This window comes from Roseofilum acuticapitatum BLCC-M154 (assembly GCF_030068475.1).
Lineage (GTDB): Bacteria > Cyanobacteriota > Cyanobacteriia > Cyanobacteriales > Desertifilaceae > Roseofilum > Roseofilum acuticapitatum.
This window is the reverse complement of the sequence record NZ_JAQOSP010000063.1, coordinates 1-15477: the sequence shown is the minus strand read 5'-3', so window position 1 is coordinate 15477 and position 15477 is coordinate 1. Positions and strand designations below refer to the sequence as shown.

Annotated in this window: 10 protein-coding genes and 1 pseudogene; 8 read left to right on the top strand and 3 right to left on the bottom strand. The window is 45.6% G+C overall.

The features are described 5' to 3' along the window. Positions 1-329: 329 nt before the first annotated feature. The 7 genes from PMG71_RS08730 to PMG71_RS08700 all read left to right on the top strand — a co-directional run bounded on the left by PMG71_RS08730 (position 330) and on the right by PMG71_RS08700 (position 10064). Entirely contained in the window at positions 330-1193 is an 864-nt protein-coding gene (locus PMG71_RS08730; RefSeq protein ID WP_347179234.1) for a DUF4007 family protein, read from the top strand. Between the two features lie 10 nt (positions 1194-1203). Then, positions 1204-4674: a hypothetical protein gene (locus PMG71_RS08725; RefSeq protein ID WP_283753278.1), complete on the top strand. Its 3471-nt coding sequence runs from the start codon at positions 1204-1206 to the stop codon at positions 4672-4674. Positions 4675-4719: 45 nt separating this feature from the next. Continuing rightward, entirely contained in the window at positions 4720-5367 is a 648-nt protein-coding gene (locus PMG71_RS08720; protein ID WP_283753277.1) for a type I restriction endonuclease, read from the top strand. 97 nt (positions 5368-5464) lie between these two features. Next, positions 5465-6634, top strand: a complete 1170-nt coding sequence (locus tag PMG71_RS08715) for an HNH endonuclease domain-containing protein (RefSeq protein ID WP_283753276.1) — start codon at positions 5465-5467, stop codon at positions 6632-6634. 35 nt (positions 6635-6669) lie between these two features. After that, positions 6670-7998 (top strand): DNA sulfur modification protein DndB, encoded by a 1329-nt coding sequence (locus PMG71_RS08710; protein ID WP_283753275.1) that lies wholly within the window; start codon positions 6670-6672, stop codon positions 7996-7998. Positions 7999-8056: 58 nt separating this feature from the next. Further along, positions 8057-9220: a cysteine desulfurase family protein gene (locus tag PMG71_RS08705; protein ID WP_283753274.1), complete on the top strand. Its 1164-nt coding sequence runs from the start codon at positions 8057-8059 to the stop codon at positions 9218-9220. Positions 9221-9305: 85 nt separating this feature from the next. Beyond that, complete coding sequence (locus PMG71_RS08700; RefSeq protein ID WP_283753273.1) at positions 9306-10064, top strand: class I SAM-dependent methyltransferase; 759 nt, start codon at positions 9306-9308, stop codon at positions 10062-10064. A gap of 81 nt (positions 10065-10145) precedes the next feature. Here PMG71_RS08700 and PMG71_RS08695 read toward each other — a convergent pair whose 3' ends face one another. Then, on the bottom strand, positions 10146-10538 hold the full coding sequence (locus PMG71_RS08695) for a winged helix-turn-helix transcriptional regulator (RefSeq protein WP_283753272.1): 393 nt from the start codon (positions 10536-10538) through the stop codon (positions 10146-10148). 385 nt (positions 10539-10923) lie between these two features. On the opposite strand from PMG71_RS08695, the gene ppsA reads away from it, so the two are divergent. Beyond that, on the top strand, positions 10924-13425 hold the full coding sequence (gene ppsA, locus PMG71_RS08690) for a phosphoenolpyruvate synthase (protein WP_283753271.1): 2502 nt from the start codon (positions 10924-10926) through the stop codon (positions 13423-13425). Positions 13426-13838: 413 nt separating this feature from the next. Here the strand turns inward: ppsA and psbC are convergent, their stop codons facing one another. Beyond that, a complete protein-coding gene (gene psbC / locus PMG71_RS08685) occupies positions 13839-15200 on the bottom strand; it encodes a photosystem II reaction center protein CP43 (protein ID WP_347179233.1) in 1362 nt (453 codons plus the stop codon). 136 nt (positions 15201-15336) lie between these two features. After that, positions 15337-15477, bottom strand: a pseudogene (locus PMG71_RS23865) (photosystem II D2 protein (photosystem q(a) protein)); the annotation flags it as partial.

Genomic DNA, 15477 nt, shown 5'->3' with positions numbered 1-15477 from the left:
TATAGCTAGTCTAAATGAGTTGTATAACAAGAAATGCCCTCTCCCTAATCCCTCTCCCACGGGAGAGGGACTTCTGCTCCCCTTCTCCTGCGGGAGAAGGGGCTGGGGGATGAGGGGCAGCTATCTAAAATTGTTAATTGTGAATTGTGAATTAAAACCATGTCTCTAGATGTTTTAACGATACCCCTTATTAAGTGATTCCCTAAGCCTTGATGATAAAATCATAGTACAATAGAAAAGTTGTCTAAAAACCAACCGTAACTGTCTTGAATCAATCAACTATAGAAAAAATTCCCAAAATTGGCTCGACTAATCCTCCGAATTCCCCCATGATTTTTGCGCGTCATGAAACGTTTCATCCTCGCTTTGGTTGGCTCAAAAAAGGGTTTGATTGTGCCCAAAAAGATGACAAGGTTTTTCTGGCAGACGATGCCACTATTCGGTTGGGCGTGGGGAAAAATATGGTACGATCAATTCGGTATTGGTGTGGTGCATTTAAGATTTTAGAAAACGATCAACCGACAGAGTTTGGTCAATACCTTTTGGGAGAATCGGGTTGGGATACCTATCTGGAAGATCCGGCTTCCTTGTGGCTTTTGCATTGGCATTTCTTGAAATATCCTTGTTTAGCAACGGCTTGGGAAGCGATTTTTAATGGATTTCGTATGGTTGAGTTTAGCCCAGACAATTTGTTTAATTATTTAGTTGACTATCGCGATCGCCAGAGTTCTAAAATTGCGGACTCTTCCCTGCGTAAAGATGTGAGTTGTTTGTTAAGAATGTATGTAGAACAGCCTTCTCGATCTTGGCAGGGGGAAGACTCCCTCGATTGTCCGTTTGCGGAATTAGGCTTGATTCATCGGGTGGGAGAGTCTAAATATTATACGTTTCGGATTGGCTATAAACCCAGTTTACCAGAGGCGATCATTGTTTATGCTTGTCTTGATTATGCGGCGCAAAAAGAGTCTTCGGCGCGTACTATTGCACTGGCTAATCTGCTCTATGATCTGGGTAGTCCGGGTTTGGTTTTTAAGCTGACTGAGAGCGTGATTTGTAGGGCGATTGAACAGGTGGGTCGTCAGTTGAAGAAGATTCAGATTACGGATGTGGCAGGTAAGTTACAATTGGCGTTTGATGATGAACCACAAAGCCTAGCTTTTAGCATCCTTCAAACTTATTATGATGCTCGGTAAGGGAGAACCCATGAGTCAGACTGTTTTATCCGATTATTTTCAGGTCTATCGGCGTTATTATCGCTCGGTAAGTTTGGAGCGAGATATTGAAAAAGCAGAGGCAATTCAAGGCTATATTTTTACGGAGCGCTCTGCGTCTACTTTGGAGCGAATTGTCTTGGCTCTAACGGCGGAAGGCTCTCATCAATCTTGGACGTTAACGGGGGTTTATGGGTCGGGAAAATCGGCCTTTGCTCACTATGTGGCTGGGTTATGTCACCCGAAACAGAGTGCAATTCAAGCAGAAGCGATCGCCATTGCACAAAAGGCATTTGCCGAGAATTCCCCAGTGATGGAGGCGATCGCCCAATTGCCCGATCGCGGTTTTGTGATTGCAGTTGCCACAGGACGCAGTGAACCCATGAGTTGGACGATCGCCCGTGGTTTGGCTTCGGGAGCGGAACGGTTTTGGCAAGGGAAGGGGCGAAAACCGGAGATTTTGATGCAGTTGAATGATTGGCAATTTGCAGCCGATGAGGGCAAGTGTGAAATAAGCGATCGCCAAATTGTGCAAGCGCTGCAAACAGTGGCTCGTGAAGCGAATACCCCGATTTTGTTGGTTCTGGATGAACTGGGCAAAAATCTAGAGTTTGCCAGCACGAACAAGGGGGTGAGCGACTTATATTTGCTGCAACAAATTGCCGAGCTTCGGTCTGATCCTGAGCAACAGGTCTATTTGTTAGGGTTGCTCCATCAATCCTTTGCCGGTTATGGCGATCGCCTGAGCAGCAGTGAGCAGAATGAATGGATTAAAATTCAAGGGCGCTTTGAAGATATTCCCTTTACCGACTCCCCTAGTCAAATAACGCGGTTGATCGGTCAGGCAATTGATACTCGTGAGGCCGAGCCAATATCCTGCGGTGTCCATCAGTGGGCAGAGGAATGGTGTTCAGTTTTGGCTGGGGTGTTGTCTGAAGAGGACATTAAAGCGGGATTAATCGAAAAAACCTATCCTTTGCATCCCTTAACCGCTCTGGTGTTGCCCTTGCTCTGTACCCGCTATGCTCAGAATGACCGCTCTTTATTTACGTTTTTAACCAGTGATGAACCCTATGGGTTTCAGAGGTTTTTAGAGACTACAGAATTTGACCGGTCAAGCGATCGCTTGCCGACGCTGAAACTGTATCAACTCTATGATTATTTTGTGGAAAATGTGACTGGGTTAACCTCGCGGTTTAATTTACAGCGTTGGGTGGAAATTCAAGGTTTAATTCAGGATGCACAAGACCGCTCTCCAGACACGCTAAAACTGCTGAAAACCATTGGTATTTTTAATTTGGTCACTTCGACGGGAGGCTTGCGGGCGAGTCGAGATCTCGTGGCTCTGGCTTTATGCGATCGCCCCAGGGAGGATCGAGAGCAGTGGCAAACGGCGATCGCCAAGTTACAGAAGCAAGGGTTGATTACCTACCGCAGACAGGTGGAGGAATTGCGGATTTGGGAGGGTTCTGATTTTAATGTGGAAGTGGCGATCGATGATGAAATAGAACAAGACCGCTCTTCTTTGCTGGAGCTGCTCAGTCAGGTTTACCCCTTAAAACCTCTGGTGGCGGGGCGGCATTATACCCAGACGGGAACTCTGCGTTATTTTGAGCGGCAGTATGGCGATCAGTCCACCAATTTACAGGAGTTGAGTTGCACCCTAGACAGTTATGATGGCTTGATTCTCTATTGGTTAGCGCCCCAATTTCCCCCGGTTATCCCGGATAAAGTTGCCCAGAATAAACCCTTAGTGGTGGTGAAGGTGCATCAGTTAGACGAGCTGGGGATGCGGGGGCGAGAATTTAGGGCGCTGGAGAGGGTTAAACAGGCTCCGGAATTGCAAAATGATGGGGTGGCGCGACGGGAAGTCAAACACCGCCACATTGAGGCGAAACGGTTGTTAGATGAAAGTTTTGCTAAGTCTCTTGCTTGGTTGGGGAATCAAGAGTGCTGGGTTGCTGGAGAATGGGTGAGCATTGGCCGAGACCGACAGTTTCAGTCTAAATTATCTGATTTGTGCGATCGCATCTACCATCGAGGACTAAAGCTCGACAATGAGTTAATTAATCGTCGGCAATTAACCGGTCAAGGGGTGAAAGCGCGGAGAGTGTTAATTTCGGCCATGATTGAAAAGTCCTCCCAAGAGCGGTTAGGGTTCACGGGATATGGGCCGGAAGTGGCGATTTATTATTCGGTGTTGGAAACTACAGGGATTCATCGGCAAGAGGACGGAGTATGGGATTTTCATCCCCCGGATCAGGAGTCGGGAGTGTATACCCTCTGGAGAGCCATTGAAGAGTTTTGTTTTTCGGCTCACGAGTCTCAAAAATCTCTGGATTTACTGGGGCAAGAATTACAACATCCTCCCTTTGGGATTAAGCAAGGGGTGATTCCGGTGTTGTTGGCGGCGGTTTTGTTGTATCACAGTGATGATGTGGGCATTTATCGGGATGGGACGTTTATCCCGATGTTGGGTGTGGAGCATTTTGAATTGTTGCTGAAAAATCCTGGCCGCTTTGGGGTGAAGTATTTTCAGATTGTCGGGTTGCGATCGCAGGTCTTCAAAGAGTTACAATCGATTTTTAGTTCTCCCCAACTCCAGGCGAATCAATCTTTGCGTAATGCGTCCCTGTTGGCGGTGGCTAAACCCTTGTTGAGTTTTGTGGCTCAGTTACCGAAATATACGCGATCGACGGGGCGTTTAAGTGCAGGAGCGCGGCAGGTTTTACAGGCGTTGCAAGAGGCCCAGGAACCTGACGATTTATTGTTTAATTCTTTGCCGAAAGCCTGCGGTTTATCCCCAATTACCTTTACGGATGAACTGGATCAAGATCTGGCCACAGCGAAGGTTTATCGCCAGAAGTTGGTGCAAGCTTTGCACGAAATTCAAACCGCGTATGATCGCCTATTGAGTGAGTTTCGGCAACGGCTCCATGAGGGTTTTGGTGTCCGGGATGAGGATAAGGTGCGGGATGATTTAGCCACTCGTGCCCGTGTTTTAATCGGGCGCTGTGTCGAGTCGTCTTTGAAGCGGTTTCTTCTCGCGGCGGTGGATGAGCAGAAGTCGGATCAGCAGTGGTTGGAGAGCGTGGTCATGATTATAGCTGACAAACCGCCGCGATCGCTCACGGATGGAGATGTAACCCAGTTTGAGATGACCTTAAGCGATTTAGTGCGCCGGTTCAAGAATCTGGAGAGCCTGCAAAAAGATGTGGACGCAAAGAGTTCAGAGTTTACAGCCAAGCGCATCACCGTCACTGAGTCCGATGGTCGAGAAGTTCATCAGGTGGTTTGGCTCGATCGCGAACCCAATCAGCAATTACAAGCTTTAGTGCAAAAGACTCTAGAGTTAGAAGAATTGAAGGATAATCCCAAACTCCAGAGAGCCTTTATTGCTAAACTGAGCGAACAGGTGTTCGGTGAAACTGTTACAGATGGTGAAGACCCACTCGACACCTAAAATTGTTAATTGTTAATTGTTAATTGTTAATTGTTCATTAAAACCATGTCTGTAACCGCCATTACTCAAAAAATCACCACAATTCGAGAAGCGGAGCAGCACTTTAATTTAGTGCAGACTGTAGATCCTGATTTTTTTACAGAATGGCAGGTTGACTTACCCCAGTTAACCGAGACAGAAAAAGCAGAACTCGATCGCATTAAAGCTAGATATCGTTATCATGGCGCTCAGGGAAATCTGGCTGAAGGATTAGTGAATTTAGTCGTTTTATCTCCCTTGTTAGAATTGGCAGGATTTTACGATCCGCCGTTTCAAATGCAAGCAGAAGTTCCTGTTGAAGTCAATACATCTGTGGCTGTGAGTGAAAGTTCTGAGGAAGTCTTACGCGGTAGAATTGACTTTTTAGTGATCTCCCAAGGAATCTGGATCGCAGTATTAGAATCGAAAAGTAGCCAACTGAATCTGGATACAGCAATTCCTCAAACTCTTGCCTATATGATGGCAAATCCCGATCCAGGGAAACCGGTATTTGCAATGGTAACCAATGGTCGAGAATTCTTTTTCCTCAAGCTCAGTGGTCAAGGAATGCGACAATATGATATTTCTCCCAGTTTTTCCCTGTTGCCTTTACGGAATGAGTTGTATGAAGTGCTGAGGGTTTTGAAAAATCTAGAACCCAAGATCAAGCCATAATTCTGAAAAATGGGGTGATCTCCAAATTGGATCAAATAAAAATGAAAAACTTTTTAGTCCTGATTTCAGTCACTCTCAGTTAGAATTAATTCACTTTATGTATCACTTACCGGATTCTAGTCAACTCAATATCGCCGCACTATCGGGGTTATTCAACTCAACTACCAATTCTTATAAGTATTTATGGTTTTTGTCGATCCTGGATATCCTCAAAAGACGGGATTTTGATCCGACAGAATCAGTTAGCTTTCGAGATCTTGTGATTGAGATGTTGGCGAATGCCTGGTATGCTCATCAATATTTTAAGCTTTCGTTTGGGACACAAGATCAGATCGCCAATAAGTTAGATGCTCTTGAATTGGAGATTGCCGATCCAATTTTACGATTTACCGATACGGATAAACAGTTATTACGTCAAACCATTTCAGCGCAAAATATAGATGATATTGTTGTTTTCATTAGTCGTTATGTTCCCTATCGGTTAATCCGGCCTTTTTTCGGGGAAGAGATGAGAGGAGTAAAAGATTATGAAGTCAATGGCCGAATCATTCAGTTAGCGAAAGCAGAGTTTAATCTAAAAAATCCTTTATATTGCTTTGATGCTGAAGAACTAAAAGATTGTAATGCCATTGTTTTACATCCGGATTGGGTCAAATATTTTCAGGATAATTACGCCATCGTTCGAGGCTGGATCTCGTGGGAATGGTTGAAGTATATGCAGGCACGTAATCCGAATATTCCCAATGTGGTGAATAAGCTGTTTATGCCTCAGCAACGGGATTCACTGACGCAACAAAAGAATTACTGGAAAACGGTTTTAACCAATCAAGAGGTAAACTGTATTTACTCTCAGACTCGATTAGATCCCAATCAAATTTCTTTAGATCATTATTTGCCTTGGTCATTTGTTGCTCACGATCGCCTTTGGAATCTGATTCCAACCCTCCCCTCGGTTAACTCAGCTAAGTCTAATCACTTGCCTGCGCCAGAATATTTTGATAAATTTGTTGCATTACAACATTTAGGGTTAACGGTCTCTCACCAGAACTATCCTAGAAAACAATGGCTCAAGTATACCGAGTCTTTTATTGCTGAACTCAAAGTCAGTCAGGGCGAGGATTTATTAAACTTAGAGATTTTAAGCCATGCTTATGAACGCACGATCAACCCTTTGATCGGTTTAGCGAGTTTACAAGGATTTAGCCAGGGATGGGTGTATAACAATAATCCAAGGAAAAGCACTGAGCCTATATGTGATATTCTTTAAAATGTATGAATCAATTATTTAACAGGAGACATCCCATGCCAGACTATATTCCAGCCTTAAAAGCCCATATGGGTGATTGGCAATACTATGTAACAGTGATGAAGCTTGGTAAAATTGCTCGTGAATGCCGACTAGCGGAAGAAATTCATGCTAATCAAAGTTTAGATGAACTTATTCAAAGAGCAATACAAGATCGCGTTCAAAAAGAGATGGTTCCTTATCTCTTACATGAACGTCAACGTTTTTATGGTGCATTAGTTGTAGCTGTTTATGGAGGAGATCCTGAATTCTCACCTGTGCGTGTTCAGGAACATGAACTAATAGATGATAAAGAGCGACAAAGCTATGGTTTTGGTTTACTTCGGTTTGATGGAAGTCAAATCTACTACGCTTTAGATGGTCAACATAGACTTAAGTCTATCCAAGAAGCCATTACAAAAGATCCAGATCTGGCTTCAGAAGAAATTACTGTCATTATTCTTAAACATGAACAAACCAAAGAAGGTTTAGAGCGTACCAGAAGACTATTTTCTACACTCAATCGTCGAGCTAAACCAACCACATCAGGTATGAATATTGCCATTGATGAAGATGATAGCATCGCAATTGTTAGTCGTAGATTAGTTAAAGAAAATAACATTCTACAGGGATTGGTTTTGCCTAATCTGGGTTCCAAACAAATATCTCGTAGTAAGTCTCATGAACCTTATATCACAACTTTAGCTGCTTTTTATGAAGCCAATGAAATTTTGCTTAGTGCTTATGATGGTGGCTTAGAAATTGATAAAAACTTCAAACAGTTCAGACCGTCTAATGACGATCTGGACTCTTATTACATATTTTTAGAAAAAATTTGGATGATGTTATTAGAACGTTGCCCTGGTTTTGAACTAATTTTAACAGGAAGAAAGCAACCCGGAGATATACGAAAATGTACAGATATTAATGGTTATTTGGTACTAGATGATAGCGGTAAACCAATACCAGGAGGAAATGTTTTTGCTCGCCCAATAGGTCAATTCATTATAGCTGAAGTAATTAAACTCGCTTTAATTCAAGGAAAATCTCTTGAGGATACGATCCAAGCTATTATGGGTAACATAACAATGGATATTAATGAATCTCCTTGGGTTCGGGTGATTTGGAATCCATCAACAGAAAGAATCATGGGTACTAAATCTGAAAGACAATTATTAGCATCAATCATAAGTCATTCTCTGGGATTAAGAATAAAACAAAAGATTCGAGACTTAAAGCAAAAATATCGTGATAGAGTTGAAGACCCAACAGCTCCTTTATTACCCCCTATATCATGGTCTGGGAATCCTAATCTTACTTCTGATGAAGGTGAAAATATTGATTAGTGTAAACCAATGAATTTTATGTAGCTTGGAATACTGAGTTTTATTCAAGTAATAGCTAATGAAGCAAAATGATCGAGCAATTTACCTTGATTATCAGGCGACGACCCCGGTCGATCGCCGGATCGCCGATCGCATCCTCCAAACCATGACCACCAGCTTCGGCAACCCTAGCAGCATCGATCATAGCTATGGTGACCAAGCTGCAAAAGCCGTGAAAAGAGCGCGTAAGCAAATCGCTCACCTCGTCCATGCTGCCCCCAAAGACATCATCTTCACCTCTGGAGCCACCGAAAGCATCAATCTAGCCATTCAAGGGCACTTCCGCCCATCTGCCGGTTGTCCCCATCCTCTGATTGTTTCCCCCGTCGAACACAAAGCCGTTTTAGACACTTGTCGAGCCATAGAAAACCAAGGACTCGCTGAAATCCAATGGCTCAAAGTCGATCGCCAAGCGCGAATTGACCTAGACCATCTCGAAGACCTCTGTTCCGAGGGGGCTGCTCTCCTGTGCCTGATGGCAGCCAATAACGAAGTCGGCAACATTTACCCCCTAGAAACCATTGGTGAAATTGTCAAACAATACTCCATCCCCTGGTTCTGTGATGGCTCTCAAGCCGTGGGTAAAATTCCCATCCACTTTTCCGACTGGGGAATCACCTATCTGGCCATTTCTGGTCATAAACTCTACGCTCCCAAAGGCATTGGTGCATTAGTCATCCGTCCCCGTTATTCCCTCTATTCCCTGCTCCATGGGGGATCGCAAGAGCGAGAACTACGTCCCGGAACCCTGAATACTCCCGGTATCGTTGGCTTAGGAGAAGCCTGTGCCTTACGGGAGCAGGAAATGGAAGAAGATGAAACCCAAATCGCCCAAAACCGCGATCGCCTGCAAGCCATGCTCACCCAACACATCCCCAACCTCCGCATCAACGGCGACCTCAACCACCGTTTAGCCGGAAATCTCCATATTTCCGTCCCGAATATCCCCAACAGCGCCATCATCGCCCGCATCCGTCACCAACTCGCCATCTCCACCGGAGCCGCCTGTGCCTCCGGAACCCCAGCCCCCTCCCACGTCCTGCGAGCCATGCAACTACCAGAGTCGGAAATGGACGGAGCTATGCGAATTAGCCTCGGTAAATTTACCACAGAAACCGAGAGCGATCGCGCCGCCTCCATTCTCATCGATGCCATTACCCAGCTCAATCAACTCCTGACTTAAAAAATGGTTGCCTAGAAAGTGATATCAAATCCGCTTAAACCTTTAAACTAGAAGAATCCGATAAACCCTTACTCATTCCCAAACTATGCCCACTGTTGAATATAACTTAGAATTTTGGTCAAATTATAGCTGGTCTGACCAAGGCGATGAATGGTCTCATGCTTGGGGCGGCACAGAGTTTTTGTGGTGGGGAACCCTCTATCCCCGAATTCAAGCCTTTATTCCCACAGGTAGCATTTTAGAAATTGCTCCGGGTTATGGTCGATTTACCACCTATTTTAAGGATTATTGCCAAGAATTAACGATTGTTGATTTAGCTGAACCTTGTATTGAAATTTGTCAAAAACGGTTTGCTAACTATTCCCATATTAAATATTATGTGAATGATGGCAAGTCCTTAGATATGATTCCAGACCAATCCATTGATTTTGTCTTCAGCTTCGATTCTTTGGTTCATGCCGAATCGGATGTGATTGAAGCCTACTTAATGCAACTAGGGCGCAAGCTCAAGCCCAATGGAGCCGGGTTTTTTCATCATTCTAATATCGGTCACTTTAAGGATAGTTCGGGAAATCTTCCTTTTCCCAATCCCCATATGCGAGCCGAAAGTATGACCGCTCGATTGTTTGATGAATATGCCCATAAAGCGGGACTGCAATGTTTAAGTCAAGAATGGATTAATTGGGGCGATCAAGATGATATTCTCAAGGATTGTTTATCCACATTTAAGGTTAAAGATCCCCAATGGAATCAACATAATCGGGTGTTGAAGAATCCCCATTTTATGGAGGAGGCACGACGGTTGCAGGATATTTCAGTGTTGTATCGTCCCTCTCGGTTTTAGGGAATAACTGAAATAGAGTCATAGGGGTAGGGGTGAAAAATTTTTCATCCCTACTTGTTGTTGGTGAGAAATGAGTAGAGTTTAAGGCTTAGTGATGGCTTGACAAGAACAAGACTGGTTTAACCATCGCTCTCCAAGTTGTTTAAGTTCTGTTAACACGGGACGCAGTTCTCGACCTTTGTCAGTAATGGAATATTCCACATGGGGCGGGATTTCGGGGTATACAGTGCGCTCGATCAACCCATGGTGTTCCAGTTCTCGTAAACGCAGGGTGAGGGTTTTGGAGCTAATACCCGGTAAGGCATCCAGAAGAGCATGGGTGCGGCGATCGCCTTGGAACAGTTCCCGCAAAATCAGAACTGACCATTTTGAGCCAATTAAGTCCAGCACAAATTGAATTGGACAACTGGGTACAAAACAAGTGGACTCTGGGATAGAGACATCTGTTTCGACTAAGTTAGGTTTATAGTTCATAAGCCAATACCACTCACCTTAATGTTTATTTAAAGATGTTTGTATCCCTGACCACATCCTATTTGTTTCCTTTAGGTAAGTAAGGATTCAGGGCGTACCTATCTTGTAATTTTAATAGAAAGTAATAGCCTGTAAGAAGAGTGAATCCAAAGCCACTATCACGGGCAATTGCCCAGCAGTGAACTTCAAAGCCTTGGTATCCCAAGGTTTGAAACGATTTATAACTGTTAGTTGATAGTCTGAAAATACAGAAGTTGATACAAATTGAGAGAGAACTTAATCTCTCTTAACCTCTAAGGCAGGATACAGAAACAAAACTCCATTAAAAAGTATGACTGTACTGCCTGGCTAAATTGAATTGAAAACCCATGGAGGGTATTGAACCATGACTCAGACCTTAGCCGTAGGAAATATAACCAGTGAAGCTGAAAAAAATGAAGCTTTCGTTCTTTGGTTTGAACAAGTTGGGATCGCTGATATTCCCCTAGTTGGGGGTAAAAACGCCTCCCTAGGAGAAATGATCCAGCAATTAGCTCCCAAAGGAGTAGTCGTACCCAATGGTTTCGCAACGACTGCCCATGCTTATCGCTACTTCATCAAATCCGCAGGCTTAGAGAGCAAACTACGGGAATTATTCTCGGATCTGGATGTAGAAGACCTGAGTAACTTACGGCAACGGGGTAAAAAAGCGCGATCGCTAATTCTCGATACTCCCTTCCCAGAAGACCTAGAACAGGCGATCGCCAAAGCCTACGAAAGAATGTGCCAGTGGTACGGCAAAGGCGATAGTGGAGAACTCAATGACACAGACGTAGCCGTGCGCTCCAGTGCTACCGCAGAAGACCTGCCCGATGCCAGCTTTGCCGGACAACAAGAAACCTACCTCAACGTCTATGGTGTAGATGCCGTTCTTAAGGCTTGCCATAAATGCTTCGCCTCCATCTTCACCGATCGCGCCATCTCCTATCGGACAGTCAAAGGCTTTGACCACTTTGATGTAGCCCTATCCGTCGGCGTACAAAAAATGGTACGCTCTGACCTCGCTTCCTCTGGCGTTATGTTCTCCATCGACACCGAAACCGGCTTCAAAAACGCAGCCCTCGTTACCGCAGCCTATGGTTTAGGAGAAAACGTCGTTCAAGGAGCCGTCAACCCCGACGAATACTTCGTCTTCAAACCCACCCTCAAAGATGGCTACCGTCCAATCCTGGAAAAACGCCTAGGTACAAAAGAACTGAAAATGGTCTATGACCTCGGCGGCTCCAAACTCACCAAAAACGTTTCCGTTCCCGAATCTGAACGGGGCAAATATTGCCTGAACCACGATGAAATTCTTCAGTTAGCCAAATGGGCTTGTATTATTGAAGACCACTACTCCGAAGTGCGGGGCACTTACACCCCCATGGACATTGAATGGGCAAAAGACGGCATCACCGGTGACCTGTTCATCGTTCAAGCCCGCCCAGAAACCGTTCAATCCCAAAAATCCGGTAGTATCCTCAAAAACTTCAAACTCAAAGGCACATCAGACATCCTGGTTCGCGGTCGTGCCGTTGGTGAAATGATCGGTCAAGGAAAAGCACGGGTGATCATGGATGTTCACCGCATCGACGAATTCCAAGCCGGTGAAGTCTTAGTCACCAACAAGACTGACCCCGACTGGGAACCCATCATGAAGAGAGCCAGCGCCATCGTCACCAACCAAGGCGGTCGGACTTGTCACGCAGCTATTATTGCACGGGAAATGGGTATTCCGGCGATCGTCGGTTGTGGAGATGCCACCCAACTGCTCACCACCGGTGAAGATGTCACCGTATCCTGTGCCGAAGGTGAAGAAGGACGGGTTTATCAAGGTCTTGTCCCCTTTGAAGTCATCGAAACCCAACTCGACAACCTACCCAAGACTCGCACCCAAATCTTGATGAACGTGGGTAACCCCGAAGAAGCCTTCGGTTTATCCTCCATCCCCTGTGACGGCGTTGGATTAGCCCGCTTAGAGTTCATCATCGCCAACCACATTAAAGCTCACCCCTTAGCTTTGCTGCGCTACAACGAACTCGAAGACGAGTTAGCCAAACGGGAAATCGCCAAACTCACCGCCCTCTACGACAACAAGCCCGACTTCTTCGTAGACAAACTGGCCCATGGTATTGGCATGATTGCCGCTTCCTTCTATCCCAATCCAGTGATTGTACGGATGTCCGACTTCAAGAGTAACGAATATGCCAACCTCTTAGGCGGTCGTCAGTTTGAACCCAAGGAAGAAAACCCGATGATTGGTTGGCGTGGTGCATCCCGCTACTACGACCCCAACTATCGGGAAGCCTATGCCCTAGAATGTAAAGCCCTCAAACGGGTTCGGGATGAAATGGGGTTAACCAACGTCATTCCCATGATTCCCTTCTGCCGTACTCCTGATGAAGGTCGCAAAGTATTGGCGGAAATGGAAAGCAATGGCTTGAAACGCGGTGAAAATGGTTTGCAAGTTTACGTGATGTGCGAATTGCCCAGTAATGTCATCTACGCAGACGAATTTGCCCAAGTCTTTGATGGCTTCTCCATCGGTTCTAACGATTTAACCCAGTTGACCTTGGGATTAGACCGTGACTCCGCCTTGGTTGCCCATATCTTCGATGAACGCAACGAAGCCGTTCGCCGGATGGTACAAATCGCCATTAAAGCAGCCAAGAAACACAATCGCAAGATTGGTATTTGCGGTCAAGCGCCTAGTGACTATCCAGAGTTCGCTCGCTTCTTAGTTGAACTTGGCATTGATTCCATGAGTTTGAACCCGGATTCTGTTCTCAAGACCATCTTGGATATCAGCAAGATGGAGCAGTCCGGAACCATTATGGATGAAGTGTTGGAAGTCGCTAAAGCGAACTAATCACAGGTTTGGATTTTGGATTCACTCTATCTCAACAATCTGAAATCCACACAAACTGCCCTGGGGGAGAAACAACCCTGGGGCGGTTTTGTGTTTAATGTCATATCAAGTCCGGTTTCCGCAAGCGGACATGAAAATTTCTTAAGAAGCGGGCAAGATGCCCGCACTCCTCGAATTCTTTGATATGACTGGAGTGGGAGTATCTTGCTCCCTGGATTTTTAATTAGGGTATTTCCGCTTCGCGGACATGAATAAGCGAACTTGATATCAGTCTATAAGGGGGGCAAGGGGGGATCTTTTCCTACTGTCCACCGCAGTTTGCGGCTGAATCCTGAACAAAAGAAAGAGAGAGGGGTTAATTCCTCTCTCTTTCTTTTGGAAAAGCTAATTTTAGCTCTAATATCCAGGGTTAATTAATCCAGGTCGCCCATAGACAGAACGGGTTCATTTTCGCGGTCAATTCCTTTTTCAAAGCCAGCCGCAGCCGCACGAGCGCGACCCGCGTGCCACAGGTGACCAACAAACAGGAAGAAACCAAAAATGAAGTGAGACCCAGCTAACCAAGCACGGGGGTTAACATAGTTAAACCCATTCGGCTCAGTAATAATTCCACCTACAGAGTTGATGGAACCGTTAGGAGCATGAGTCATGTACTCAGCCGCACGACGCAGTTGCCAAGGTTGGATATCATTTTTCAGTTTGTTGAGATCCAAACCATTGGGGCCACGCAGAGGCTCTAACCAGGGGCCTTGGAAATCCCAGAAGCGCATGGTTTCACCACCGAAGATGATTTCACCGGTAGGAGAGCGCATCAGGTATTTACCCAGACCGGTGGGGCCTTGGGCAGAACCGATGTTAGCTCCTAACTTTTGGTCACGAGCTAAGAAGACGAAGGACTGAGCTTGAGAAGCTTCAGCATTGGTGGGGCCGTAGAATTCACTGGGATAGGCAGTATTGTTAAACCAAACATAGGCAGAAGCCACAAAGCCCATCAGAGCTAGAGCGCCTAAGCTGTAAGACAGATAAGCTTCCCCAGACCAGATGAAGGCACGACGGGCCCAGCCAAAGGGTTTGGTGAGAATATGCCAAATACCACCGGAGATACAAATCAAGCCAATCCAGATATGGCCGCCGATGATATCTTCCATGTTATTCACCCCGATGATCCAGCCTTCACCGCCAAAGGGAGCATTGACCAGATAGCCGAAGATCACAGCCGGGTTGAGTGTGGGGTTACTAATGATCCGCACCGCACCACCACCAGGGGCCCAGCTATCATAAACACCACCGAAGAACATGGCTTTGAAGACCAACAATAAGGCTCCTACACCTAATAGGATCAGGTGGTAGCCAATGATGTTGGTCATTTGGTTTTTATCTCTCCAGTCATAGCCGAAGAAAGAAGAGTATTCTTCTAGAGTTTCCGGGCCGCGAACCGCATGATAAATTCCACCTAAGCCGAGGACGGCAGAGGAGATGAGGTGCAGAACACCTACTACAAAGTAGGGGAAGGTGTCTACAATTTCGCCACCAGGGCCAACGCCCCAACCGAGGGTAGCCAGGTGAGGAAGCAGGATAGCGCCTTGTTCATACAAGGGCTTTTCAGGAATGAAGTGAGCCACTTCAAACAGGGTCATTGCGCCAGTCCAGAAGACAATTAGACCGGCGTGGGCAACATGAGCGCCCAGCAGTTTACCGGATAGGTTAATTAAACGGGCGTTACCAGCCCACCAAGCAAAACCGGTGGATTCTTGGTCACGACCGCCCATTACCATTGAAGTATTAAAGGTGGTTTGCACGCTAGTCGAACCTCTTGTTCTACTCTCTACGATCTAGGTCAGAAAAATGGTGAATCAATCAAGGGATGTGAGTCATTATCCCTGATTTGGGGATAATGACCACAGGTTTATTTTACAGAGCATTACCGCGAGGAAGAACCTCTTCAGGGAAGGTAAAGAACTCATGGGGTTGGTCAGCCGGAGACATCCAAGCGCGAATGCCTTCATTCAACAAGATGTTCTTGGTGTAGAAGGTTTCAAATTCTGGGTCTTC

Excerpts from the sequence above, each read along its gene's own strand:
- PMG71_RS08725 (WP_283753278.1), top strand. The coding sequence starts at position 1,204 with ATGAGTCAGACTGTTTTATCCGATTATTTTCAGGTCTATCGGCGTTAT.
- PMG71_RS08700 (WP_283753273.1), top strand. The coding sequence starts at position 9,306 with ATGCCCACTGTTGAATATAACTTAGAATTTTGGTCAAATTATAGCTGG.
- ppsA (WP_283753271.1), top strand. The coding sequence starts at position 10,924 with ATGACTCAGACCTTAGCCGTAGGAAATATAACCAGTGAAGCTGAAAAA.
- PMG71_RS08705 (WP_283753274.1), top strand. The coding sequence starts at position 8,057 with ATGAAGCAAAATGATCGAGCAATTTACCTTGATTATCAGGCGACGACC.
- PMG71_RS08715 (WP_283753276.1), top strand. The coding sequence starts at position 5,465 with ATGTATCACTTACCGGATTCTAGTCAACTCAATATCGCCGCACTATCG.
- psbC (WP_347179233.1), bottom strand. The coding sequence starts at position 15,200 with ATGGTAATGGGCGGTCGTGACCAAGAATCCACCGGTTTTGCTTGGTGG.
- PMG71_RS08710 (WP_283753275.1), top strand. The coding sequence starts at position 6,670 with ATGCCAGACTATATTCCAGCCTTAAAAGCCCATATGGGTGATTGGCAA.
- PMG71_RS08695 (WP_283753272.1), bottom strand. The coding sequence starts at position 10,538 with ATGAACTATAAACCTAACTTAGTCGAAACAGATGTCTCTATCCCAGAG.
- PMG71_RS08720 (WP_283753277.1), top strand. The coding sequence starts at position 4,720 with ATGTCTGTAACCGCCATTACTCAAAAAATCACCACAATTCGAGAAGCG.
- PMG71_RS08730 (WP_347179234.1), top strand. The coding sequence starts at position 330 with ATGATTTTTGCGCGTCATGAAACGTTTCATCCTCGCTTTGGTTGGCTC.